This is a genomic window from Amycolatopsis sp. PSD-21 (genome assembly GCF_055561455.1).
Map to the genome: position 1 here is coordinate 9,254,215 of NZ_CM145712.1, position 22,897 is coordinate 9,277,111.

Annotated in this window: 23 protein-coding genes; 13 read left to right on the top strand and 10 right to left on the bottom strand. The window is 68.3% G+C overall.

What is annotated here, in order from left to right; genetic code table 11:
• Nucleotide 1: 1 nt before the first annotated feature.
• Nucleotides 2-745, top strand: a complete 744-nt coding sequence (locus tag ACZ1DY_RS43690; protein WP_126736168.1) for an ESX secretion-associated protein EspG — start codon at nt 2-4, stop codon at nt 743-745.
• Here the strand turns inward: ACZ1DY_RS43690 and ACZ1DY_RS43695 are convergent.
• From ACZ1DY_RS43695 to ACZ1DY_RS43705, 3 genes are all read right to left on the bottom strand, one after another.
• Nucleotides 742-1,497, bottom strand: coding sequence for an amino acid ABC transporter ATP-binding protein (locus ACZ1DY_RS43695; RefSeq protein ID WP_126736169.1), 756 nt, complete (start codon nt 1,495-1,497; stop codon nt 742-744). The genes ACZ1DY_RS43690 and ACZ1DY_RS43695 overlap by 4 nt on opposite strands.
• A complete protein-coding gene (locus ACZ1DY_RS43700; RefSeq protein ID WP_063275315.1) occupies nt 1,494-2,297 on the bottom strand; it encodes an amino acid ABC transporter permease in 804 nt (267 codons plus the stop codon). The genes ACZ1DY_RS43695 and ACZ1DY_RS43700 overlap by 4 nt, the downstream gene beginning before the upstream one ends.
• A gap of 70 nt (nt 2,298-2,367) precedes the next feature.
• Nucleotides 2,368-3,183: a basic amino acid ABC transporter substrate-binding protein gene (locus ACZ1DY_RS43705; RefSeq protein ID WP_192747189.1), complete on the bottom strand. Its 816-nt coding sequence runs from the start codon at nt 3,181-3,183 to the stop codon at nt 2,368-2,370.
• 148 nt (nt 3,184-3,331) lie between these two features.
• Between ACZ1DY_RS43705 and ACZ1DY_RS43710 the strand changes: the two genes are divergently transcribed.
• From ACZ1DY_RS43710 to ACZ1DY_RS43720, 3 genes are read left to right on the top strand one after another with little or no spacing between them, the layout of a single operon-like run.
• Entirely contained in the window at nt 3,332-4,993 is a 1,662-nt protein-coding gene (locus ACZ1DY_RS43710) for a circularly permuted type 2 ATP-grasp protein (protein WP_126736171.1), read from the top strand.
• A gap of 11 nt (nt 4,994-5,004) precedes the next feature.
• The gene (locus ACZ1DY_RS43715; RefSeq protein WP_034314142.1) at nt 5,005-5,952 is read left to right on the top strand and encodes an alpha-E domain-containing protein; all 948 of its coding nucleotides are present in this window, start codon (nt 5,005-5,007) and stop codon (nt 5,950-5,952) included.
• Nucleotides 5,949-6,791, top strand: coding sequence for a transglutaminase family protein (locus ACZ1DY_RS43720; protein ID WP_257483451.1), 843 nt, complete (start codon nt 5,949-5,951; stop codon nt 6,789-6,791). The genes ACZ1DY_RS43715 and ACZ1DY_RS43720 overlap by 4 nt, the downstream gene beginning before the upstream one ends.
• Here the strand turns inward: ACZ1DY_RS43720 and ACZ1DY_RS43725 are convergent.
• Complete coding sequence (locus ACZ1DY_RS43725; RefSeq protein ID WP_465483167.1) at nt 6,788-7,792, bottom strand: FecCD family ABC transporter permease; 1,005 nt, start codon at nt 7,790-7,792, stop codon at nt 6,788-6,790. The genes ACZ1DY_RS43720 and ACZ1DY_RS43725 overlap by 4 nt on opposite strands.
• Nucleotides 7,789-8,772 (bottom strand): FecCD family ABC transporter permease, encoded by a 984-nt coding sequence (locus tag ACZ1DY_RS43730; RefSeq protein WP_465483168.1) that lies wholly within the window; start codon nt 8,770-8,772, stop codon nt 7,789-7,791. The genes ACZ1DY_RS43725 and ACZ1DY_RS43730 overlap by 4 nt, the downstream gene beginning before the upstream one ends.
• Nucleotides 8,773-8,886: 114 nt before the next feature.
• On the opposite strand from ACZ1DY_RS43730, the gene ACZ1DY_RS43735 reads away from it, so the two are divergent.
• On the top strand, nt 8,887-9,885 hold the full coding sequence (locus ACZ1DY_RS43735) for an ABC transporter substrate-binding protein (RefSeq protein WP_257483454.1): 999 nt from the start codon (nt 8,887-8,889) through the stop codon (nt 9,883-9,885).
• Nucleotides 9,886-9,969: 84 nt separating this feature from the next.
• Here the strand turns inward: ACZ1DY_RS43735 and ACZ1DY_RS43740 are convergent, their stop codons facing one another.
• Nucleotides 9,970-10,827, bottom strand: coding sequence for an alpha/beta fold hydrolase (locus ACZ1DY_RS43740; RefSeq protein WP_465483169.1), 858 nt, complete (start codon nt 10,825-10,827; stop codon nt 9,970-9,972).
• An 81-nt stretch (nt 10,828-10,908) separates the two neighbouring features.
• On the bottom strand, nt 10,909-12,321 hold the full coding sequence (locus tag ACZ1DY_RS43745; RefSeq protein ID WP_257483456.1) for a M20/M25/M40 family metallo-hydrolase: 1,413 nt from the start codon (nt 12,319-12,321) through the stop codon (nt 10,909-10,911).
• Between the two features lie 373 nt (nt 12,322-12,694).
• Here ACZ1DY_RS43745 and pdhA point away from each other — a divergent pair, with 373 nt between their 5' ends.
• The 7 genes from pdhA (at nt 12,695) to ACZ1DY_RS43780 (ending at nt 19,954) form a co-directional block, all read left to right on the top strand.
• A complete protein-coding gene (pdhA, locus tag ACZ1DY_RS43750; RefSeq protein WP_126736175.1) occupies nt 12,695-13,900 on the top strand; it encodes a pyruvate dehydrogenase (acetyl-transferring) E1 component subunit alpha in 1,206 nt (401 codons plus the stop codon).
• Nucleotide 13,901: 1 nt separating this feature from the next.
• The gene (locus tag ACZ1DY_RS43755) at nt 13,902-14,894 is read left to right on the top strand and encodes an alpha-ketoacid dehydrogenase subunit beta (RefSeq protein ID WP_126736176.1); all 993 of its coding nucleotides are present in this window, start codon (nt 13,902-13,904) and stop codon (nt 14,892-14,894) included.
• Between the two features lie 16 nt (nt 14,895-14,910).
• Nucleotides 14,911-16,236: a dihydrolipoamide acetyltransferase family protein gene (locus ACZ1DY_RS43760; RefSeq protein ID WP_465483170.1), complete on the top strand. Its 1,326-nt coding sequence runs from the start codon at nt 14,911-14,913 to the stop codon at nt 16,234-16,236.
• Between the two features lie 148 nt (nt 16,237-16,384).
• Nucleotides 16,385-16,954 carry a TetR/AcrR family transcriptional regulator gene (locus tag ACZ1DY_RS43765; RefSeq protein WP_257489835.1) on the top strand — a complete coding sequence of 190 codons (570 nt, stop codon included), beginning with the start codon at nt 16,385-16,387 and terminating at the stop codon, nt 16,952-16,954.
• Between the two features lie 26 nt (nt 16,955-16,980).
• Nucleotides 16,981-18,924, top strand: a complete 1,944-nt coding sequence (locus ACZ1DY_RS43770) for an ABC transporter ATP-binding protein (RefSeq protein WP_465485796.1) — start codon at nt 16,981-16,983, stop codon at nt 18,922-18,924.
• Nucleotides 18,925-18,926: 2 nt separating this feature from the next.
• Complete coding sequence (locus ACZ1DY_RS43775; protein ID WP_465483171.1) at nt 18,927-19,427, top strand: P-loop NTPase family protein; 501 nt, start codon at nt 18,927-18,929, stop codon at nt 19,425-19,427.
• 44 nt (nt 19,428-19,471) lie between these two features.
• Nucleotides 19,472-19,954 carry an FxsA family protein gene (locus ACZ1DY_RS43780; RefSeq protein WP_465483172.1) on the top strand — a complete coding sequence of 161 codons (483 nt, stop codon included), beginning with the start codon at nt 19,472-19,474 and terminating at the stop codon, nt 19,952-19,954.
• A gap of 8 nt (nt 19,955-19,962) precedes the next feature.
• Here ACZ1DY_RS43780 and ACZ1DY_RS43785 read toward each other — a convergent pair whose 3' ends face one another.
• Entirely contained in the window at nt 19,963-20,610 is a 648-nt protein-coding gene (locus ACZ1DY_RS43785; protein WP_465483173.1) for an SCP2 sterol-binding domain-containing protein, read from the bottom strand.
• 29 nt (nt 20,611-20,639) lie between these two features.
• A complete protein-coding gene (locus tag ACZ1DY_RS43790; RefSeq protein ID WP_465483174.1) occupies nt 20,640-21,275 on the bottom strand; it encodes an SCP2 sterol-binding domain-containing protein in 636 nt (211 codons plus the stop codon).
• A gap of 128 nt (nt 21,276-21,403) precedes the next feature.
• Here ACZ1DY_RS43790 and ACZ1DY_RS43795 point away from each other — a divergent pair, with 128 nt between their 5' ends.
• A complete protein-coding gene (locus ACZ1DY_RS43795; RefSeq protein ID WP_126736182.1) occupies nt 21,404-22,069 on the top strand; it encodes a TetR/AcrR family transcriptional regulator in 666 nt (221 codons plus the stop codon).
• Here ACZ1DY_RS43795 and ACZ1DY_RS43800 read toward each other — a convergent pair.
• Entirely contained in the window at nt 22,052-22,897 is an 846-nt protein-coding gene (locus ACZ1DY_RS43800; protein WP_257483460.1) for a MaoC family dehydratase, read from the bottom strand. The two genes, ACZ1DY_RS43795 and ACZ1DY_RS43800, sit on opposite strands and share 18 nt — an antisense overlap.

The window sequence follows — 22,897 nt, forward strand, 5'->3', positions numbered from 1 at the left end:
CGTGCTGCGGAAACCCGTCGAGCTGACGCTCCAGACCTACGAAACCCTGCTGGACCAACACAATCTCGGCGACATCCATCCGACGCTCGTCCGCGGCGCGCAGTGGTATCTGCCCGAGGAACGTCGCGAGCTCGCGGCCACCGCACAGTCCGAATTGGACGGACAAGGGCTGCTCACCCGTGGCCGGATCGACGACGAATTCCTCGACACACTGCGCTTCCTGCAGCGGCCGGCGGTGGAGTACTACTCGTGGGTGAAGTCCGAGGGGCGTGAACGGACCGTTCGCGCCGCGGGCAGTGGCCGGGAAGCGGTCAACGTCGTTCTGGTCGACAAGGTCGTCTACCTGACACCGACGCGGCCGGACACACTGGCGCAGGAGTTCACCGGCCTCCTCCCCGAAGCCGCTCCGGCGCGCACACCGTCCTTGAACTGTTCGGAAGCCGATCTGCAGGTCCTGATGAAGGGCGAGATGCTGACCGGCACCAGCCCGAGCATCCGCGACGCCAAGAAGATCCTCCAGTGGATCCGGTCGCCGCACACCTTCTTCGGCAGGCTTTACGTCGCGATCCGTGACGGTGCCGGCAACCGGAAACGCGTCGAGAGACCACCGGGCTGGATGGACACCGAACACGGCCGCGTCGTGTTCGGCCCGGACGCCAAGGGCTGGGTGAGCCTCATGGGCGCCGGGCCGCACGAAATCGTCTCGAAGGTCGTCCAGCTGGAGTCGGAGCTTCGCGGGCGTTAGCCCTGGTGGTTCGGGTTCAGGACCCGCGAGAGGAACGTCTTCGTGCGCTCCTCCTGCGGGTCCCCGATCACCTGGTCGGGCGAGCCCTGCTCGACGACGACGCCGCCGTCCATGAACAGCACGATGTCGGCCACTTCGCGGGCGAACTGCATTTCGTGCGTGACGACGAGCATCGTCATGCCCTCTTGCGCGAGCTGCCGCATGACCGCGAGGACATCGCCGACCAGTTCGGGGTCCAGCGCCGATGTCGGTTCGTCGAACAGCATGACGTCCGGGTTCATCGACAGCGCCCTCGCGATCGCGACGCGCTGCTGCTGCCCGCCGGAAAGCTGAGTCGGCAGCGAGGATTCCTTCTCCGCCAGCCCGACCTTCGCGAGGTTCTCCCGCGCGACGCGCTCCGCCTCGTCCTTGCCGCGCTTCAACACCTTGCGCTGCGCGACGGTGAGGTTATCGAGCACGCTCAGGTGCGAGAAGAGGTTGAACGACTGGAAGACCATGCCGATCTTCGTGCGGGCGCCGTCGATGTCGACGTCCGGATCGGTGATCTCGCTGCCGTTGACCACGATCTTGCCCTGCTGCGGCTCTTCGAGGAGGTTGACGCAGCGCAGCAGCGTCGACTTGCCGGAACCCGACGGACCGATGATGCAGACGACCTGGCCGCGCTCGACCCGCAGGTCGATGCCCTTGAGCACCTCGAGCTCGCCGAACGCCTTGTGCAGTCCCGAAACTTCGACGATCGTCTGGCCGCTCATACCGTTCCTCCGCCGGGCACTCCGGCTCCGTATTTCTTCTCTAGCCGCTGCTGCAGGATCGACAGCGGGATGGTGATGACCAGGTAGCACAGACCGGCGACGACGATCGGGGTCAGGCCCTTGGCCTCCAGCAGCGCCTGACGGCTGAACTGCGCGAGCTCCTGCTGCGCCGGGGTGGTGCCGAGCAGGAACGCCAGCGACGAATCCTTCGTCAGCATGATCAGCTCGTTGGCCAGCGGCGGCAGGATGATCCGGAAGGCCTGCGGGATGACGACGGTGATCATCGTGCGGGCGGGCGACATGCCGAGCGAACGCGCCGCCTCGACCTGCCCGCGCGGCACCGCCTGGATACCGGCTCGAATGGTCTCCGCCATGTACGCGGACGACACGATGCCCAGCGCCAGCATGATCGCGATGTTGCGCGGCAGGTTCGTGTTGAACGCCGTCGGCACGCCGATGCCGACCGCGAGGAAGATCAGCAACGCGGGCAGGCCGCGGAAGAATTCGATGTACCCGCGCGCGAACCAGCGGTACGGGCCGACCGACGAAAGTCTCATGAGGGCGAGCAACAGGCCCAGCCCGAGGCCGAGCGCGAAGCCCAGCGCGGTGAAGATGACGGTGTTCTTCAGCGCGACCGTGATGACGTCCGGGAACTGCTTGGCGGCGACTTCGAGATCGAAGAACGCCTTGCCGATCTTGCTCCAGTCGGCCAGCAGCGCGAGCACGATGACGATCACCAGCAGCAGGACGTATTGCCCGGTCCGGAACGCCGAACGTCGCTGGCGGCGGCTCAAAGCCATTTCTCTCCTCAAACAAGTGGTGACAAGCCTGTGGCCGGTGCGCTGGGCACCGGCCACAGGGGACGGATTATCAACCGGCGGCCGGGCTGCCCGGCTGCCAGGTCGGCGCCTTGCCGAACCACTTCTGGTAGATCTGCGCGTACGAGCCGTCCGCCGCGGACGCCTTGAGCACCTCGTTGATCTTGCCGAGGAGGGCGCTGTTGCCCTTCTTCACGCCGATACCGTAGAACTCGTTCGTCTTGAACTCGGTGACGACCGTCGTGTCCGGGTTCGACTTCGCGAAGTCGTAGAGCACGCCGTTGTCGTTGACGCCCGCGTCGACCGTGCCGTTCTTGACGGCCTGCTCCAGCAGCGCGAGGTCGTCGAAGGTGACGATCTCGGCGCCCTTCGCCTCCTTCTGGGCGTAGTCGGCGCCGGTGGTGGCCGACTGGACACCGATCTTCTTGCCCGCCACGTTCGAGAGGTCCTTGATCGGCGAACCGGTCTTGACCAGCAGCGCCTGGGTCGCCTCGAAGTACGGGTCGGAGAAGTCGAACTTCTCCTTGCGCTTGTCGGTGATCGTCATGCCCGCGGCGGCGAGGTCGCACTGTCCGCTGTTCATCGCTTCACCGGACTCGATGTTCTCGAAGGCGATGTCGACGATGCTCTGCTCGACACCCAGCTTCTTGCCGACCAGATCGACCAGGTCGACGTCGAAACCGACGATCTTGTCGCCCTGCTTGACCTGGAAGGGCTGGTAGGGCAGGTGCGTGCAGGTGGTGACCTTGCCGGACGCGACGAGCTGGACGCCGCCGGCCGCGGTTCCGCCTTCCTCGCCGCACGCGGACAGCGCACCCGCGGTCAGGGCGAGCGCCGGGATCAGGGCGAGCGCTTTGAATCGAGCCACGTCGTCACTCCTCGTAGTTCCCATGTGTCGAGAGCACGCATATTGCCACTCATCCGGCGGCAATCACAGCACTGCGACGTTACAGCGCCGTTTCGGCCGTCACGGGCGTTGCATGAGGTATCGCGCCGGCATGGCAGGGTGAGCGAGTATGGCGACCATGAACAACAACCCGGCGCCGCGGCTCCCACCTGCGGGCCGCCGCCCACGGACGACGACGTCGGCGCGGCGCGCGGCGAAACCCGGGGCGCAGTTCGACGGCTATCTCTCGCCGTCCCGGCCGCACGCGGGCGCGTACGACGAGATGTTCACCGCCGATGGCACGGTCCGCCAGCCGTACCGGGCGCTGTACGAATCGATCTCCGCGCTGACGTCGGCCGATCTCTCGTCCCGGTCGGCGGCGATCGACCGGGCCATGGTCGACCAGGGCATCACGTTCTCGCTGTCCGGCCAGGAACGCCCGTTCCCGCTCGACCTGGTACCGCGCGTGATCACCACCGCCGAATGGAGCAAACTCGAACGTGGTGTGGCGCAACGGGTCCGCGCGCTCGAAGCCTTCCTCGCCGACGTGTACGGCGACCGGCAGATCCTGCGCGACGGCGTTCTCCCGCGACGGCTGATCACCTCGTGTGAGCATTTCCAGCGCGAAGCTTTCGGGATCAACCCGCCCAACGGCGTCCGCATCCACGTGTCCGGTGTGGACCTGGTGCGGGACGAGGAGGGCACCTTCCGGGTGCTGGAGGACAATCTCCGCAACCCGTCCGGTGTGTCGTACGTGATGGAGAACCGCCGCACGATGGCGCGCGTGTTCCCGGACCTGTTCGCCCAGCACCGGGTGCGCCCGGTCGGTGATTACGCCTCGCATCTGCTGCGCGCGCTGCGGGCGGCGGCCGCGGCGAACGTCGCCGACCCGATGGTCGTCGTGCTCACGCCCGGCGTGCACAACTCCGCGTATTTCGAGCATTCGCTGCTGGCCAGGCTGATGGGCGTCGAGCTGGTCGAAGGCCGCGACATGTTCTGCCGTGACAACGTCGTCTACCTGCGCACCACCGAGGGCGAGCGGCAGGTCGACGTCATCTACCGGCGGATCGACGACGAGTTCCTCGATCCGGTGCACTACCGGCCGGATTCCGTGCTCGGCGTGGCCGGGATCCTGAACGCGGCACGCGCGGGCAACGTCGTGATCGCGAACGCGGTGGGCAACGGCGTCGGCGACGACAAGCTCGTCTACACCTACGTGCCCGAGATGGTGAAGTACTACCTCAACGAGAAGCCGTTGCTGCCCAACGTCGACACCTTCCGGTGCTGGCTGCCGGACGAGTTCGACCACGTCATGCGACATATGGACGAGCTGGTGGTCAAACCGGTCGAAGGCTCCGGCGGCTACGGCATCGTGTTCGGCCCGGACGCGACGCAGGCGGAGCTGACCGCGCTCAAACGCAAGGTCCGGGCGAACAAACGCGGCTGGATCGCGCAGCCGGTCGTGCAGCTGTCCACCGTTCCGTCCAAAGTGGACGACAGGCTGGCACCGCGGCACGTCGATCTCCGCCCGTTCGCGGTCAACGACGGCAAGGACATCTTCGTGCTGCCGGGCGGACTGACCCGCGTCGCGCTCCCGGAGGGCAGCCTGGTCGTCAACTCGTCGCAGGGCGGCGGCTCCAAGGACACCTGGGTGCTGGCGCCGCGGTCTTCGACGGCGGAGCGGGAGCTGGAACGCCCCGCGCTCGGCGCACTGTCCCAAGTGGACGGTCTGGTCGCCGAGCAGGGTCCCGAGCTGACCACCACCCAGCAACAGCAGCAGCAACAGGCATAAGGGAGGTTGATGTGCTCGCCCGCAACGCGGAATCGCTGTACTGGATCGGCCGGTACGTCGAACGCGCCGATGACACCTCCCGGATCCTGAACGTCTCCGTGCACCAGCTGCTCGAAGACGCGAGCGTCGACCCGGACCACGCGAGCCGCCAGCTGCTCGCCGTCCTCGGCATCTCGCCGGAGGGCATGGACTCGCTCGACGTGTGGAAACTGACCGAGCTGGTCGCCTACGCCAAGGACAATCCCGCGTCGATCGTCGGTTCGATCAACTCCGCCCGCGAGAACACGCGCGGCGCCCGCGAGGTCGTTTCGACCGAGCTGTGGGAATGCCTGAACGCGACGTGGAACGCCGTGCCGGACAGGCAGCGGTACGCGCGCCGTGCCGGGCCGCACGCGTTCCTGTCCTTCGTGGAGGAACGCGCGGCGATGTTCGCCGGGCTAGCCGATTCGACGATGAGCCGCGACGACGGCTGGCTGTTCATGGTGCTCGGCCGGTCGGTCGAACGCGCGGACATGGTGGTGCGGCTGCTGCTCTCACGAGTCCAGGACAGCGCGTCGTCACCCGGCTGGATCACCGTGCTCCGCTCGGCAGGGGCGCAGGACACCTACCTGCGGACCTATCGCGGCGCGCTCGACGCCGGCCGCGTCGTGCAGTTCCTGTTGCGGGACACGCTCTTCCCGCGTTCGGTGTTCCACGCGCTGCGGCAGGCCGAGGAATGCCTGGAGCGGCTGGACCCCGGCGTCAACTCGCGTGCCAACGAGAAGTCCGAGGCGCTGCGGCAGCTCGGCCGCGCGCGCAGCGAGCTGGAGTTCCTGCGGCCGTCGGATCTGCTGGAGGATCTGCCGAAACGGCTCGGCGCCCTGCAGACCTCGATCAAGGACATCGGCGACGCGGTTTCGGTGCAGTACTTCCATTCGTCGCCTTGGGTGGCCTGGAGCGGTGCGGAGGTTTCGCTGTGACCTGGCAGCTTCGGGTGGCCCACCGGACCGGATACCGGTACGCGACGCCGGCCACGCAGTCGTACAACGAGGCGCGGCTGACCCCGCGCTCCGACCGGCGGCAGACCACGGTCGTCAACCGCGTCGAGACGACGCCCGCGACCCGCGCCTACCGGTACACGGACTACTGGGGCACCATCGTGACGTCGTTCGACCTTCACGCGCCGCACACGGAGTTCACCGTGCTCGCGACGTCGGTGGTCGAAACGGCCGACGAAGGCGAGCCGGTCCGCTCGGCGACATGGAAGGACCTGCGCAGCGACACCGTCGTCGACCACCGCACCGAGTACCTGACGCCGACGCCGTACACGCCCCGCGATCCGGAGCTGACGAAGGTCGCGCGCGAACTGCGGAAGGGGCTCGACCCGGCGGAGGCCGTGCTCGCGGTCTGCGAATGGGTCAACAAGCAGCTCAAGTACCAGCCTGGGACGACCGGCGTGCACAGCACGGCGACCGACGCGTGGCGTGCGCGCGAAGGGGTCTGCCAGGACTTCGCGCATGTCACGCTGGTGATGCTGCGCGCGATCGGCGTCCCGGCGCGGTACGTCTCCGGGTACCTGCACACGAAACCGGAGGCGAAGCTCGGCGAGACGGTCGAAGGCGAGAGCCACGCCTGGGTCGACGTATGGACCGGCGGCTGGTGGGCCTACGACCCGACGAACGCGATCCCGGTCGGGCCGCGGCACGTCTGGGTCGCGTACGGCCGCGACTACGCCGACGTGCCGCCGCTCAAGGGCATCTTCACCGGCGGCGGTCAGTCCACTTTGGACGTCTCGGTGCAGCTGACCCGGCTGACCTAGGTCCGTCGCCTGAGCAACAGCCAGAGCAGGTACGCGCCGCCGAGGGCAGCGGCGACGACGCCCGCGGGCAGCAGCGAGGACTCCAGCAACCGCTGGCCGAGGTAGTCCGCGGCGACGACCAGTGTCGCCCCGACGAAGGCCGACGCGAGCAGGTTGGGCCCCGGCAGGCGCGTCATCCGGCGCGCCAGCTGGGGCGCGGCGAGCGCGATGAACGGCAGCGGTCCGGTCGCCGCGGTGGCGGCGGCGACCAGCGCGACCGCGACCAGCACCAAGGTCCGCCGCACCCGGCGGACGTCGACGCCGATACCGGTGGCGGTGTCGTCGCCCATCTCCAGCATGCGCAGCGCGCGGCCGTTCGCGAAGACGATCGGGGCGAACACCGCCATCCCGATCGCCAGCGGCACGAAGTAGCTCCAGTCACGGCCGGAGAGGTCACCGACCAGCCAGCCGACGGCCTGCGAAGCGGCTTCGAGGTTCGCCTTCACCAGCAGGTACGAGTTCACGCCGACGAGCACCGCGCTGACGGCGATCCCGAGCAGCACCAACCGCGAACTCAGCAGGCCGTGCGGCGCGCACAACGCCATGACGACCAATGCGGTCAGCAGCCCGCCCGCCAGCGCGCCGAGTGAGACGAGGCCAGGACCGGAGCCGATGAGCAGCAGGGTCGCGATACCGCCGGTCGCCGAACCGGTGGTGAAGCCGATGATGTCCGGACTGCCGAGCGGATTGCGGGTGATCGTCTGGAAGACCGCCCCGGCCAGCGCCAGCGCGGCACCGACGAGAATCGCGACCAGCACGCGCGGAAGCCGCCCCATGACCACCAGGTACTGGGCCTTCGTGCCCTGGCCTGCCAGGGTGGCGAGCACTTCGCCGGGGCTCATCTCGTAGTCGCCGGTGCCGACCGAGAGCACGACGAGCGTCAGTGTCACCAGGGCCAGCGCGGCGACGACGACCAGTGATCGTCTGTCCAAACCGGACTCACGGCGGACAAGCGCGGTCATCGGCGCACCGCCTTCAGCCTGCGGGCCACGATCACGAACGCGATGCCGCCGACGACGTCGGTCATCACGCCGACCTGGATCTCACCAGGAGAGCCGAGGAGACGGCCGAGGACGTCGCAGCCGAGCAGCAGCACCGGGCCGAGCAGCGCCGAAATCAGCATCACCCAGCGCTCGTCCTGCCCGATCAGCGTCCGGACGACGTGCGGGATCATCAGGCCGACGAAGGCGATCGGTCCGCAGGCCGCGGTCGCCGACGCCGAAAGAAGCCCGACGGCGACCATCCCCGCGACGCGGACCAGCGCCGGATTCGCGCCGAGCCCGCGAGCCGTGTCTTCGCCCAGCGCCAGCGCGTTCAGCGCACGGGCCAGGACGATCGCGATCACGACTCCCGCGACGAAGAACGGCAGCAGGACCGACAGCTGGTCGGCGTTCCGGTTCACCAGCGAGCCGACCAGCCAGAACCGCATGGCCTGCAGGTTGTGCGTGTTGACCATCTGCATGCCCTGGTTGATGCCGACGAACACCGCCTGGACGGCGACCCCGGCCAGCACCAGCCGCAGCGGGCTCGTGGCGCCCCGCGTCCCGCCGATCACCGAGACCAGCGCGGTTCCCGCGAGCGCACCGGCGAAGGCGAACCAGACGTACTCGCCGGGCGACGTCACCGAGAACACCGCCGAGCCGAGCACGATCGCGACCGCGGCGCCGTGGTTGATGCCGAGCAGCCCGGGTTCCGCGACCGGGTTGCGGGTGATCGCCTGCATGAGCGAGCCCGCCAGCGCGAGCGCCATCCCGACCAGGACGCCGAGCACCGTGCGGGGCAGGCGATCGTCGCGGACGACGACGTCGGTGTAACTCCCGTCGTAAGCGAAGAGCGCGTGCAGGACTTCGCCGAGGGAGAGGCGGTTCGAGCCGAAGCCGATCGACAGCAGGATGACCGCGGCGAGCGCTACGAGCGACCCCGTCAGGACCAGCGTTCTCACGGAAACGCCGGTCCTGGGTGATTTGACGCGCTCCGTGACCTGGACCATGGCCCTGACAATAAGGGAAGGCTAGCCTAACGACGAAATTCGGTCCCTCGGTGAAAGAAGATCTCCATGCACCTCTCCCGACGCGGCTTTCTCGCCGGCACCGCGGCGCTCGGCGCCACCGGCCTCCTGACCGCCTGCGGCTACCAGGAGGAGACCCCCGCCCAGGGAGCGGGCGCGACCTGGTCGTTCACCGACGACCGCGGCCGGAAGCTCGAAGGCGAGCGGCCGACGCGGATCGTCGCGCAGGTGACCGCCGCGGCCGCGTTGTGGGACCTGGGCGTGAAGTCGGTCGGGATCTTCGGCCCGTCGAAGTTCGCCGACGGCAAGCCGGACCCGCAGGCGGGCGGCGTCGACCTGAACGCCGTGACCTCGCTCGGGAACGTGTGGAACGAGTTCAACTTCGACAAGTTCGTCGCGCTGAACCCGCAGCTCCTGGTCAGCGTGATGTACCTGAAAGACCAGATGTGGTACGTCCCGGACACGCAGACGGAGAAGATCGACAAGGCCGCGCCGAGTGTCGGGGTCCGGCTGCAGGACATCTCGATGCCCGAGGGGATCGCGAAGTTCATCGCGCTCGCGAAGGCGCTCGGCGCCGACACCGAGACTCCGGCGATCCGAGCCGCGAAGGAAGAGTACGAGAAGGCCGACGCCGCGTTCGGCGAGGCGGCGAAGAAGGCCGCAGGGCTGAAGATCCTTCTCGTGTCCGCGCAGAAGGACTCCGTATACGTCTCGAACGCGCCGAAGTTCGCGACCTCGAAGCACTACCAGAGCAAGGGGCTGGACTTCGTCACGCCGGAGGCTCCCGACGCGAGCCAAGGCGGCTACTACCAGCAGATCAGCTGGGAGAACATCGGCAAGTACCCCGCCGACGTGATCATGTACGACAACCGCGGCGGATCGCTCTCGCTCGGCCCGGACGGGCTCGGCGGCGTGCCGACCTGGACCCAGCTGCCCGCGGTGAAGGCCGGGAAGCTGATCCCGTGGAACAACGAGACGCCGTTCTCGTACCAGCGCTTCACGCCGCAGCTGACGGAACTGACCGCGGCGCTGAACAAGTTCGCCTAGGAGGTAAGGCGGCGGTGCGGCGTGGGTCCGGTTGGTCGTGAGTGGCGATTCGGGTTCTAACCCGAATCGCCACTCACGACCCACTCAGCCCAGGAACTCCCGCAGCGCCGCCGCGAGGCCGGCCGGGTTCTCCTCGGCCACGTGGTGCCCGGACTCGATCGCGAAGCCGCGGACGTCGTCGGCCCATTCACGCCACACCGCGATCGGGTCGCCGTACAGCTCGGCCATGTCGTCGCGGCTGGACCACAGCATGAGCATCGGGCAGGCGAGTTTCCGTCCGGCCGCCTTGTCCGCGTCGTCGGCTTCGCGGTCGGGCCCGAGGCCTGCCCGGTAGTCCTCCAGCATCGCGTGGACCGTCTCGGGATCGTGGATCGCGCGCAGGAAGTCGGCGTGGTTCTCCGCGCCCATCGCCTCGGGATCTCCGCCGTACCAGGCGTCCGGGTCGGCGTTGATCACGCGCTCGGCGGGTTTCGCGAGCTGGCCGAAGAAGAACCAATGCCACCATTTCCGCGCGAAGTCCGCGTCGGCGCGGGCGAGCGCCTCACCGATCGGGACACCGTCGAGGATGACCAGCTTGGTGACCGCTTCGGGATGGTCCATGGCCAGCCGGTGCGCTACGTAGCTGCCGCGATCGTGGCCCACCACGGCGAACCGTTCGTGGCCTAGATGCCGCATGAGCGCGACGATGTGCCTGGCCATAGCGCGTTTCGAGTGCGCCGAGTGGTCTTCGGTGGTCTCGGGTTTCGAGGACTGGCCGTAGCCGGGGAGGTCCGGGCAGACGACGGTGAACGCGTCCGCGAGCCGGGGCGCGACGTCGTGCCAGGTCGTGTGCGTGCGGGGATGTCCGTGCAGGAGGACGAGCGGCGGCCCCGACCCGCCGTGGCGGACCCTGAAGGTCACTTCGCCGGTGTCGACGTTTTCGAGCTCGAAGCCTTCGAACATGATCCTCCCGAGCGCGATGAACGGGCCGTTCCTTGCGAATTGTGCAAGGAACGGCCCGTTCATCGCAGCGTGAGCCGGGAATCAGCTCCGGGCGTGCGCGTCCAGGATGTGCGCGACCGCCTCGGTGACCCGCTGCGCGAAATCGATGTTCAGCCACTCGTCCGGCACGTGGATGTTCGAGTCCGGCCCGCAGGCGCCGGTGACCACGAACTGCGCGTCCGGGTACTTCTCGCCGAGCAGCCCCATGAACGGGATCGACCCGCCCATGCCGAAGCTCTTGTGCGGCGCGCCGAAGACCTCGCCACTCACGTGGTGCAGGGCGTCGTCGAGCCACGGCGCGGTGTCCGGCGCGTTCCAGCCGTTCTCGGCCTGGAAATCGCCGAGCTCGACCGAAGCATCGTACGGCACGTCGGTGGTGAGGACACGGCGGACCGCCTCCATCGCGGCCTTCGCGTCGGCCGTCGGCGGGAGGCGGAAGCTCAGGGTGAGCGTGGTGCTGTCGCGCAGCACGTTGCCCGCGTCGGCCGGGAGCGGGAAGCCCTCCGCGCCGATCACCGACAGCGTCGGCCGCCACGAGTTGTTGAGCAGCAGCTCCAGGTCGTCGTCGGACACCGTCCGGCCGACCACCGGGAAGAGCGTCTTCGCCGCGCCGGGCGCGATCTCGACGACACCGCGAGCGTCCTCGACGCGGTTCTCCGGGATGTCGACGCTCAGCTCGGCGAGCTTGATCTCACCGGTCTCGGCGTTCTCGATCCGGTCGAGCAGGACACGCAGGACACGGAACGAGCTCGCCACGATGCCGCTGGCCATGCCGGAGTGCTGCGCGGACTCCAGCACCTTCACGGTGACGTTGACGTGCAACATGCCGCGCAGGCTGGTGGTCAGCCACAGGCGCTTGTAGTCGGTGCCGCCGGCGTCGAGGCAGACGACCAGCGAGACCTCGCCGAGCTTCTCCTTCAGGTGCTCGACGTAGGCGGGCAGGTCCGGGCTGCCGGACTCCTCACCGGTCTCCAGCAGCACGACCGCGCGGGAGTGCTCGCCACCGGCGGCGCGCACGGCCTCGATCGCCGTCGTCGCCGCGTAGCCGGAGTAGCCGTCGTCGACCGCGCCGCGGCCGTACAGCCTGCCGTCGCGGATCACCGGCGTCCACGGGTCGAGCCCCTCGGACCAGCCACCGACCGGCGGCTGCTTGTCGAGGTGCCCGTACATGAGCACGGTGCCCTTTTCGGCGGCTTCGGACGTCGCCGGGATGTCGACGACCAGCAGCGGGCTGCGGCCTTCGAGCTCCACGACCTCGAGCGTCGCGCCGGGGATCTCCCGGGCGGCGATCCAGGAGCGGACGTGCTCGACGGCGGCGGCCAGATGCCCGGTCTTCGCCCACTCGGGGTCGAACGCCGGCGACAAGGCGGGGATCGCCACCAGGCCGGACAGGCTGGGAAGGACGTCGTTCGTCCAGTTCGAAACCACGGTTTCGCGTACGGATTTCTGCTCCACGTCCGCCATCCTGCCACGGGTGCCGGGGAGTGGGATGGATCACAGCGGTGGGCACGGATCGTCATCGATCCAGCCGGACAGGACACCCGTCCGGGTCCGTCGTCCGCTGGTCGGCCCGCGGGTGAATTCCCTACTTTCGGCGGCCCCACACTCGGGCTTCCTAGCATTTTCCCTGATCAGACACCCTTTCTCAGCAACAAATCAGCATCCGCCACTGACCAAAACGGCGTCCGGCATGCCAGGATGTGCGCACGAACCGTCAACGCCGACGGTGACCCAGCGCTTCAGATCCGACGCGCTGGTCCCCGCCGGCGCAGTCACTGTGGCCGCCACAAGTGGCCGCCAGAGGCGCCGACATCAAGGAGAGCAGCGCATGCCGTCCGAACACTGGACGCACCCGGAGCCTGGAGATGGTCCCGCCGCCGTAGCGGCGCAGCCTTCCCCCGAACAGGTGATCGCCGGTTTGCGAGCAACGAGCGAAGGTGGCGCTGAGCTGACTCAGCTGCTCACCCCCGAAGGCGAACGAGTCGCCTCGCCGCAATTCGACCGCTACGTCGACGACATCGACGCCGAGGCCCTCAAGGGTCTGTATCGCGACATGGTCCTGGTCCGCCGCGCGGACCGCGAGGCCAACGCGATGCAGCGCCAGGGCCAGCTCGGCATCTGGGTGCCGCTGCTCGGGCAGGAGGCCGCGCAGATCGGCTCCGGCCGCGCGCTGCGGAAGGGAGACATGGCGTTCCCCAGCTACCGCGAGCACGGCGTCGCGTACACCCGCGGCGTCGACCTCAAAGAGGTGCTCGGCATCTTCCGCTGCACCGACCACAGCGGCTGGGACTACAAGGCCCACGGCTTCCACCCGTACACCATCGTGATCGGCAACCAGGTGCTCAACGCCGCCGGTTACGCGATGGGCCAGAAGTTCGAAGGCAAGGTCGGCGACGACGACAGCGAAGCGACCATCTGTTACTTCGGTGACGGAGCGACTTCGCAGGGCGACGTCCACGAAGGCTTCGTCTGGGCCGCCGTCTACGACGCGCCGCTCGTGTTCTTCTGCCAGAACAACCAGTGGGCGATCTCGGAGCCCACCGAACGCCAGTCGCGCCTGCCGCTGTACCAGCGCGCCCGCGGCTACGGCTTCCCCGGAATCCGCGTCGACGGCAACGACGTCCTCGCCTGCCTCGCGGTCTCCCGATGGGCGCTGGAGGAGTGCCGTCACGGCAACGGCCCGGTGCTGATCGAGGCGTTCACCTACCGGATGGACGCGCACACCACCACCGACGACCCCACCCGCTACCGGCTCTCCGACGAGCTGGAGGAGTGGAAGCTGAAGGACCCGATCGAGCGCGTCCGGGCGTACCTCGCCCGCGGTGGCGGCGCCGACCAGGCGTTCTTCGACCAGGTGCAGGCCGATTCGGACGCGTTCGCGGCCGAGCTGCGCGACTACTGCTTCAACATGCCCGAGCCGCCGCCCGAGCGGATCTTCTCCAACGTGTACGCGGAATCCACGCCGCTGCTGGACGCGCAGCGCGAAGAGTTCCTGTCCTACTTGGACGGTTTCGTCGGGGCGGAGGGACACTGAAATGAGCGACCTCCAGAAACTCACCATCGGCAAGGCGATCAACCTCGGCCTCCGGCGCGCCATGGAAGAGGACCCGAAGGTCCTGATCATGGGTGAGGACGTCGGCAAGCTCGGCGGCGTCTTCCGCATCACCGACGGCCTGCAGAAGGACTTCGGCGAGCAGCGCGTCCTGGACACGCCCCTGGCGGAGTCGGGCATTATCGGCACCGCAGTCGGCCTCGCCGTCCGCGGTTTCCGCCCGGTGTGCGAAATCCAGTTCGAAGGCTTCATCTTCCCGGGCTTCGACCAGATCTCCAGCCAGGTCGCGAAGCTGCACTACCGGACGCAGGGCAAGATCAAGATGCCAATCGTGATCCGGGTGCCGTTCGGCGGCGGCATCGGCGCGGTCGAGCACCACTCGGAGTCGCCGGAGTCGCTGTTCGCGCACATCCCCGGCCTGAAGGTCGTGTCGGTTTCGAACGCCGTCGACGCCTACTGGGGCATCCAGCAGGCGATCAAGTCCGACGACCCGATCCTGTTCTTCGAGCCGAAGAAGCTGTACCACTCGGGCGCGATGAAGTCCGAGGTCGACACGGAGGCCACTCCGGACGAGCTGTTCAAGTCCCGCGTCGTCCGCGAGGGCACCACGGCCACCGTCGTCGCGTACGGCCCGTCGGTGAAGGTCGCGCTCGACGCGGCGGCCGCCGCCGAGGACGAGGGCAAGTCCCTGGAGGTCATCGACCTTCGGACGCTGTCCCCGCTCGATCTGGAGCCGGTGTTCGAGTCGGTGCGCAAGACCGGTCGGCTCATCGCGCTGAGCGAGGCGCCGTCGGAATCGTCGCTGACCTCGGAGATCGCCGCGCGCGTTCAGCAGGAATGCTTCTACTCGCTGGAAGCCCCCGTGCTCCGGGTGACCGGATTCGACACGCCGTACCCGCCCGCCAAGCTCGAGGAGCACTACCTCCCCGACCTGGACCGGGTGCTGCACACCGTCGACCGTTCACTCGCCTGGTAAGGGGGAAGTTCCTGAAATGCCCGAATACAAACAATTCCCCCTCGCCGACACGGCCGAGGGGCTGACCGAGGCCGACATCATCGCCTGGCAGGTCAAGCCGGGTGACAAGGTCACGGTGAACCAGATCGTCGTCGAGGTCGAGACCGCGAAGGCCGCCGTCGAATTGCCCATCCCGTGGGCGGGCGTGGTCACCGAACTGCTCGTCGAACCAGGCCAGACGGTGGAGGTCGGCGCGCCGATCCTCACCATCGACGTCGACCCGGACGGCAAGGCGGCCCCGGCGCCCACCGCCGCGCCCGTGGCGGAGGAGCCAGCGGAAGAGGAGATGAAGCCGCTGGTCGGCTACGGCTCCAAGGCCGTCGTCACGCAGCGGCGGGCACGCAAGGGCGCTGCTCCGGCCGCCGCCCCGGTGGCTGTGGCGCCCCAGCCTGCGGCGGCTCCGAAGCCGAAGGGCGGGTACGTGCCGCTGGCGAAGCCTCCGGTGCGCAAGCTGGCCAAGGACCTCGGCGTCGACCTGCACGCGCTCACGGGCTCCGCCGACGGTGGCGTCATCACCCGTGACGACGTCCAGGCGGCCGCCAACGGTTCCGCCGCTCCCGCCGCCGCCGCTGTGTCCACTGTGGACAGCGGTTACGACCCCGCGACCCGGGAACGCCGTGTCCCGATCAAGGGTGTCCGCAAGGCCACCGCCGCCGCGATGGTGCAGAGCGCGTACACCGCCCCGCACGTCACGGAGTTCCTGACCATCGACGTCACGCCGATGATGGAATTCCGGGAGAAGCTCAAGAAGTCGCGCGAGTTCGCCGGGGTCAAGGTCACCCCGCTGACCTTCGCGGCGAAGGCCGTCTGCCTGGCGGCCAAGCGCACTCCGGACGTCAACGCGGTTTGGGACGAGGCGGCGCAGGAGATCGTCTACAAGGACTACGTGCACCTCGGGATCGCCGCGGCCACCCCGCGCGGGCTCGTCGTGCCCAAGGTCCGCGACGCGGATTCGATGTCGCTGAAGGAACTCGCGATCGCGCTCACCGAGCTGACCGACGTCGCCCGCGAGGGCAAGACCACCCCGGCGGCCATGCTCGGCGGCACGATCACCATCACCAACGTCGGCGTCTTCGGCGTCGACACCGGGACGCCGATCATCAACCCCGGCGAGTCCGCGATCCTGTGCCTCGGCGCGATCAAGGACACCCCGTGGGTGGTCGACGGCGAGATCAAGGTGCGCAAGGTGCTCCAGCTTTCGCTGAGCTTCGACCACCGCGTGGTCGACGGGCAGCAGGGTTCGGAGTTCCTGGCCGACGTCGGCGCGCTGCTGGCCGACCCCGCGGTCGCGATCACCTACTGACGTTTCGCGCGTGAAGGCCCCCTTCCCTCGGCTGAGCCGAGGGAAGGGGGCCTTCACGCGCTTCGGCCTTATTCAGTTGACGGAGTGAGCGCTCACTCCGCACACTGGACGCATGACAGAGACCACCGCCCGGCGGAGAGCGCCGGGGATGAGCGCCGACGAGCGGCGCCGGATGATCGTCCAATCCGTGCTGCCCCTGCTGGTGGAACACGGCGCCGGTGTCACGTCGAGCCAGATCGCACGCGCCGCGGGCATCGGCGAGGGCACGGTCTTCCGCGTGTTCAAGGACAAGGACGAGCTGTTCGCCACCTGTTTCGCCGAAGCGCTGAAGCCCGACCAGGTGCTCGACGCGATCGCGGTCATCGACCTCGACCAGTCCCTCGACGACAGGCTCATCGAAGCGGCCGACGCGCTCAGCGCGCACCTCCAGCGCATGGGCGCGCTGATGGCGATCATGTACGGCTCCGGCAAGCGGCCGGAGCATCGCCATGACGACCGTCGAGACCGCCGCAAGGAATCGATGAATGCCATGCGTGACGCCATGGCCGAGCTGTTCGAACCGGAGAAGGACCGGCTCCGCCTGCCGCCGGCGCAGTCCGCGGCGCTCTTCCTGTCATTGCTGTTCAGCGGCCGGATCCGGTTCAGCGAGACCGGTGACGAGCCCACCACGATGGAGCTCGTCGACGTGTTCCTCAACGGCGCCTTGGCGGCCGCGTGATCGGCCCGCCCGGTGGAGGAGGCGGCCTGGAACTGTTCATGGCGCGCGGCGGCAGGCGGCGCCGTCCGCCGTCGACGGTGCCCGACAGCGGGCTGACCGGCCCGGTCGACATCCCGGAGCCCGAGCCCGAAGCCGTTCCGAAGGACCTGAAGTCCCGGCTCGACCGCATGTGGGTCAACGTCGTGGGCACGGTCCGCGGCCTGCCGAAGGTCGCGAAACTGACGTGGCAGGCAAGCCCGGTCCTGACCATCGTGATCACGCTGGTGACCCTGCTTTCCGGCCTCCTCCCGACGGCGACCGCGTACATCGCGAAGCTGCTGATCGATTCCGTGGTCGCGGCGATCCAGGGGCACGGGACGAAGAGCGCGATCGTCGGGGTCGCCCTCTTCCAGTTCGGCGTCCTCGTGCTCACCGCGATTTCGCAGGCGCTGACCACCTACGGCCAGTCACTGCTGCAGGAACGGATGACGCTGACCATCCGCCACCAGGTGATGGACCACGCGAGCAGACTGCACCTTTCGTACTTCGAGGGTTCCGCGTCCTACGACATGCTGCGCCAAGCCTCGCAGGAGGCGCCGACGCGGCCGCTGTCGATGATGAACTCGGCGCTCGGCTTGATCCGGACGGTGATCACCTTCGGCAGCATGATCGCGCTGCTCGTCTCGATCAGCCCGCTGCTGGCGCTCGTCGCGCTCGTGGCGCCGATCCCCGCGTTCATCTCGCAGTCGAAGTACGGCGCCCGCGCGTTCTGGCTGACGTTGATGATGTCGCCGCTGAAACGGCGGATGGACTACCTGAACTCCTTGGTCACCACGGACACGTACGCCAAGGAGACCAAGCTGTTCGGGCTCGGCCCGTACTTCGTCGACCGGTTCCAGCGGCTCGGCCAGGTCTTCTACGACCGGCAGCGGACACTGACCCGCAAGCGGAGCGTCAGTTCGACGTCGTGGGGCCTGCTCAGCACCGCCGCCGGCTCCGCGATCGCGTTGTACATCGCGCTGGAGGCCGTCGGCGGCAGGCTCACCCTCGGCGATCTCGCGCTGTACACGGCCGCCGCGGCGTCGGTGCAGACGTCGGTCCAAGGTCTGTTCACCGCGTTTTCCGGGATGTACGAGAACAATCTCTACCTCGACACGCTGTACCGCTTCCTCGGGACGAAGCCGGACATCGTCGCGCCGCCGGAGCCCCGGCCTCTTCCGTCCACAGTGGAGGGTCACATCCGGTTCGAGGAGGTGTCCTTCACCTACCCCGGTGCGCCGGACCCGGCCCTCGACGGGGTGAGCTTCGAAATCCGGCCGGGGGAAACGGTCGCCGTCGTCGGCCGCAACGGCGCCGGGAAGTCGACCCTGTTCAAACTGCTGTGCCGGCTGTACGACCCGACCGGTGGACGGATCCTGCTCGACGGCGTCGACATCCGCGAGTACGACCCGGTGGAACTGCGGCGGCAGATCAGCGCGATGTTCCAGGACTACGTGACGTATCAGGGCACCGCGTCCGAGAACATCGGGCTCGGCGATCTGACGCACCTCGTCGACCGGGAACGGATCGAGACGTCGGCGAAACGGGCCGGTGCCGACGAGCGGATCGAGCGCCTGCCCAGCGGCTACGACACCCCGCTCGGCCGCTGGTTCGACCAGGGCGTCAGCCTGTCCGGCGGCGAATGGCAGAAGATCGCGCTGGCCAGGGCGTTTCTGCGGGAGGCGCCGATCCTGATCCTCGACGAGCCCACCTCCGCCCTGGACGCGCAGGCCGAGCACGACCTCTTCTCGCGGCTGCGGGAGCTTTCGGAGGGACGCACGACGCTGTACATCTCGCACCGGTTCTCCACCGTGCGGCAGGCGGAGCGGATTCTGTTGCTGGAGCACGGAAAGGTCGCCGAGTACGGGACGCACGACGAGCTGATGGCGGCGAAGGCGGGCTACGCCGAACTGTTCACGTTGCAGGCCGCCGCGTACCTCGACGAAGACTGACCATGCGGCGGATCATGGTCGTCGGCTGCAGCGGCGCCGGGAAGTCGACGTTCGCGCGACGGCTCGGCGCCGCGCTCGGCCTGCCGGTCACCCATCTCGACCGGCTCTACTGGCGACCGGGGTGGAAACCGGCGCCGGACGCCGAGTTCCACGCCGCGCAGCAGGAGGTCATCGCGTCCGACGCCTGGGTGATCGACGGCAACTACGGATCGTCGATGCATCTCCGGCTCCCACGAGCGGACACGATCGTCTTCCTCGACTACCCGCGCCGCGTCTGCCTACGGCGAGTGCTCGTGCGGTGCCTGCGCGAATACGGGCAGGACAAGCAGGCGCCCGGCTGCCCCGAAAGGCTGGATCTGGAGTTCTATTCCTACGTCTGGCGCTGGCCGAAGCACCACCGGGAGCGGACGGTGCGGCGGATCGCGGAGCAGGGGGCGCACGCGCGACGGGTCGTGCTGACCAGGCCACGCGAGGCGGAGGATTTCCTTAGCCGGATCGGCTGACCGGGGGTTGGGAGCAAAACGGGCAAGCCGTACGTTGTCCAAGTATGGCTGTCGCGTTCCTGCTCTATGTCGTCGCCGAGATCGCCGCCGTGTGGGCGGTGGGCTCGGCCGTTGGCGTCCTCGGCACGATCGCGCTGCTCTTCGCCGGCGCGTTCGTCGGCTCCTGGCTCGCACGCCGTGAAGGCGGCCGCGCCTTCCGGGCGTTCGCCGAGTCCGCGCGGCTCGGCCGCCCCGCCGACGCCGAGAAGGAACTCACCGACGGGATGCTGATCGGGCTCGGCGGCCTGCTGATCCTGCTGCCCGGTTTCGTCAGCGACGTCATCGGCCTGCTGTTCATCCTGCCGCCGACGCGGAGTGTCGCGCGGAAGGTCTGGCAGAAGCGCATGGCGCGCCGGGCGGTCAAGTTCGCCAACCGCACCCGCGGGCCGGTGATGGTCGTGGACAGCGAGGTCGTCACGGACACGCCGCCCGCCGAGGCCGCCAAGAAGCAGCCGCAGGTGATCGAGGGCCGCATCGTCGAGGGCTGAAGGACGCTTCAGCCCACGCTCGGTTTCGGGATGTCGAAATACCCGCTGAACCGCACCGCCGGCGCGTACTCACCCTTGACCTTCACCTTGCCCGTCACGAACATCGCCGCAACCGCCGCGTTGCCGGTGGCCATCCGGATGAAGTCGTCGACGGACAGCGTGATGGTGGTGTCCGGAGTACGCGCGAGATCGGTGCTGGAAACGCAGACGCCGTCTTCGATGACCGTTTGAAATCGATCGAAACCGTCTTCTCCGTCACCGTCGGTGAAACGCCACGCGACGACGAAGTCGACGTGCCGTGCGCGTTCCGGAACGAAATGATCCGACATTCTGCGGAAAATCTCGTCAAGGAAGGCGGCACGCAGTTCCGGATGATCGGCGATGGCCTTGAGCTGCTCCCGCGACGCGCGTTGCACGACGTCGACGAGCACCTCGGTCTCCAGTGAGCTCAGCTCGATGCCCGCACCGGTTTCGCCGAGCATGTGCAGGGTTTCCAGGACCTGGGTGAACTGCTCGGGGCTCAGTTTGGCGAGCTCGAGTTTCTCCGCGAAGGCGTTGACGACGTGTTCGCCGCCGGTGCGCGTTTTGTGCGGCCTCGACGGACGGGAAAGGCGTACCTTGTCCCGCCAGCGCCGGTTCGCAGAATTTCGGGGCACGGCACGGAAGTGTATCTGCTCGGCCGGGTTCAGGATGGTTTCGGAAGGTCGAAGAAACCGATCAGACCGGCCGCGAACGCCAGGTCACCTTTTACTTTGATCTTTCCGGTGACGAATAGCACAGCCGGCGTCGCCTGGTGGGTGATGAGCCGGAAGAAATCGACGGGCGCGATCGTGATCGTCACCCTCGGCTTCTCCCGCATGTCCCGGTCGACCGTGCACTCGCCGTGCGAGATCACCGTCTCGTAGCGGTCGTAGCCGCCGTCGCCGGTGCCGCCGGACAGCCGCCAGTGCACCACGGCGTGCAGGCTCTTCGCGCGGTCCTGCCGGATGTGGGCGCCCATGCGGTCGAAGATCTCGCGCAGCACGCGTTCCCGGAGCGGCCGTTCGGCGACGACGCTCTCGAGTTGGGCACGCGAGGCGCGCGCGACGAGGTTCGCGAAGCGGGCCGGGTCCACCTTGCGGAGATCGAACGCCGGCGCGGATTCGGCGAGCCGTCCCAGTGCGGTCAGCAGCCGCCGGACGTCGTCCTTGCCGAGGTCCTTCGGGTCGATGGCGCCCGCGACCTCGTTGACGTCGAGAGAGTGCGCTTCGGCGGAATCCGGCTCGATCCGTTCCAGCACGTCGACCAGCGCGCGGCCGGTCAGCCCCACGATCTCGGTCATCTTCCCTCCAGTTCCCGCCTACCCGAGCGTAAGGCTACCCGCGAGTAGGTAGGCGGGCAAGCGTGCCGAAATCACCCTTGCCGGTGGTGGCCCGGTAGCGTCTTACGCGAACTAATGGGAGGTCCTGAGTGTCCGAGGAAGTGCCGCGTCCCGCCGAACGCGCCAAAAGGCTGCCGAGAGCGGTGCGGGAACGCCAGATCCTGGACGCTGCGGTCTCGGTGTTCTCGCGCTACGGCTACCACTCCGCGTCGATGGACGAGATCTCCGAGGTCGCAGGCGTGTCCAAGCCGATGATCTACACCTACCTCGGGTCCAAGGAAGATCTCTTCGGCGCGTGCATCCGCCGCGAAGCCACCCGCCTGCTGGAGGCCGTGCAGAACGGGATCAAACCCGATCTGCCGCCCGACATGCAGCTTTGGCACGGGCTCCGCGCGTTCTACCGCTTCGTCGCCGACTACCGCGAGTCCTGGACGGTGCTGCACCGCCAGGCCATGACCGTCGGCGGCGCCTTCGCCGCGGAGATCACCGACATGCGCACCCGCGCGATCGAGCTGGTCGCCGCGCTGGTCGTCTCCGCCGGCACCCGCAAGGGCCTCGGCGAACAGGCCGAGTTCTCCGGCGCCGGTCTGTCCGCCGCGCTGGTCGGGGCGGCCGAGTCGCTGGCCGACTGGGCGCTCGACCACCCCGACGTCTCCGACGGCGTGCTCGCCTCGTGGCTGATGAACCTGGTCTGGCTCGGGTTCAACGACCTGGTCGAGGGCGAGATCTGGAAGCCGTCAGAGAGCGACGACTGAGCCCTCCAGGTGCGGCTTCGGCTTGCGCGCGTTCCACAGTTCGAAAGCCCAGCCGTCGCCTTCACTCCAGGTGGTGAAAGCGGCCTTCGCGGGCAGCAGGACCGGCTGCTTGAACTTGACGTCGACGGTGAACGCCTCCGGGAGCCTGCCCTCGAACGCCGCGAGCGCGTGCGCCTTCGTCCACATGCCGTGCGCGATCGCGGCCGGGAACCCGAATGCCTTCGCGGTGATCGGGTGCAGATGGATCGGGTTGCGGTCGCCGGAGACCTCGGCGTAGCGGCGGCCGATGTCGCCGGGCACGTGCCAGATCGCGTTGGCCGCCGGCTGGGAGAGCTGACCTCGCGCGGTCTTCTCGCCGCTGCCGCCACCGCGGCGCAGGTACGTGCTGACGTCCGTCCACACAGGACTGTCGTTGACCAGCAGCTCGCTGACGACGTCGAACTGCTTGCCCTTCTCGTGCGGGCGCAGATCCTCGGCGCGCACGCGCAGGGTGAACGACTCGTCGAGCCGCAGCTGCCGGTGCTGGGTGATCCGGTTCGCGACGTGCACCATGCCCAGCAACGGGAACGGGAAGTCCGCCTCGGTCATCAGCGCCATCTGCAACGGGAACGCGAGGATATGCGGATACGTCGCCGGGAGCACGTCGTCCAGCCGGAATCCGCACACCTGGTTGTACGCGGCGAGGTGCGCCGGGTCGACGACGACGCCCTCGCGGACGAACTCGGTGCCCGGCAGCGTGTCCCCGCCGCTCTTGCGCAGCGAGCCGAGCAACGCCTTGGGGTACAGCGAAGACAGGCTCGGCGACTCGTGGAGTTCCTTGACGGCCAT

Bases quoted from the DNA above. Each gene is read 5' to 3' on its own strand.
- ACZ1DY_RS43790 (WP_465483174.1), bottom strand. From the start codon at position 21,275: ATGACCGAGATCGTGGGGCTGACCGGCCGCGCGCTGGTCGACGTGCTG.
- ACZ1DY_RS43775 (WP_465483171.1), top strand. From the start codon at position 18,927: ATGCGGCGGATCATGGTCGTCGGCTGCAGCGGCGCCGGGAAGTCGACG.
- ACZ1DY_RS43725 (WP_465483167.1), bottom strand. From the start codon at position 7,792: ATGACCGCGCTTGTCCGCCGTGAGTCCGGTTTGGACAGACGATCACTG.
- pdhA (WP_126736175.1), top strand. From the start codon at position 12,695: ATGCCGTCCGAACACTGGACGCACCCGGAGCCTGGAGATGGTCCCGCC.
- ACZ1DY_RS43740 (WP_465483169.1), bottom strand. From the start codon at position 10,827: ATGTTCGAAGGCTTCGAGCTCGAAAACGTCGACACCGGCGAAGTGACC.
- ACZ1DY_RS43800 (WP_257483460.1), bottom strand. From the start codon at position 22,897: ATGGCCGTCAAGGAACTCCACGAGTCGCCGAGCCTGTCTTCGCTGTAC.
- ACZ1DY_RS43735 (WP_257483454.1), top strand. From the start codon at position 8,887: ATGCACCTCTCCCGACGCGGCTTTCTCGCCGGCACCGCGGCGCTCGGC.
- ACZ1DY_RS43755 (WP_126736176.1), top strand. From the start codon at position 13,902: ATGAGCGACCTCCAGAAACTCACCATCGGCAAGGCGATCAACCTCGGC.
- ACZ1DY_RS43700 (WP_063275315.1), bottom strand. From the start codon at position 2,297: ATGGCTTTGAGCCGCCGCCAGCGACGTTCGGCGTTCCGGACCGGGCAA.
- ACZ1DY_RS43765 (WP_257489835.1), top strand. From the start codon at position 16,385: ATGAGCGCCGACGAGCGGCGCCGGATGATCGTCCAATCCGTGCTGCCC.
- ACZ1DY_RS43780 (WP_465483172.1), top strand. From the start codon at position 19,472: ATGGCTGTCGCGTTCCTGCTCTATGTCGTCGCCGAGATCGCCGCCGTG.
- ACZ1DY_RS43710 (WP_126736171.1), top strand. From the start codon at position 3,332: ATGGCGACCATGAACAACAACCCGGCGCCGCGGCTCCCACCTGCGGGC.
- ACZ1DY_RS43760 (WP_465483170.1), top strand. From the start codon at position 14,911: ATGCCCGAATACAAACAATTCCCCCTCGCCGACACGGCCGAGGGGCTG.
- ACZ1DY_RS43695 (WP_126736169.1), bottom strand. From the start codon at position 1,497: ATGAGCGGCCAGACGATCGTCGAAGTTTCGGGACTGCACAAGGCGTTC.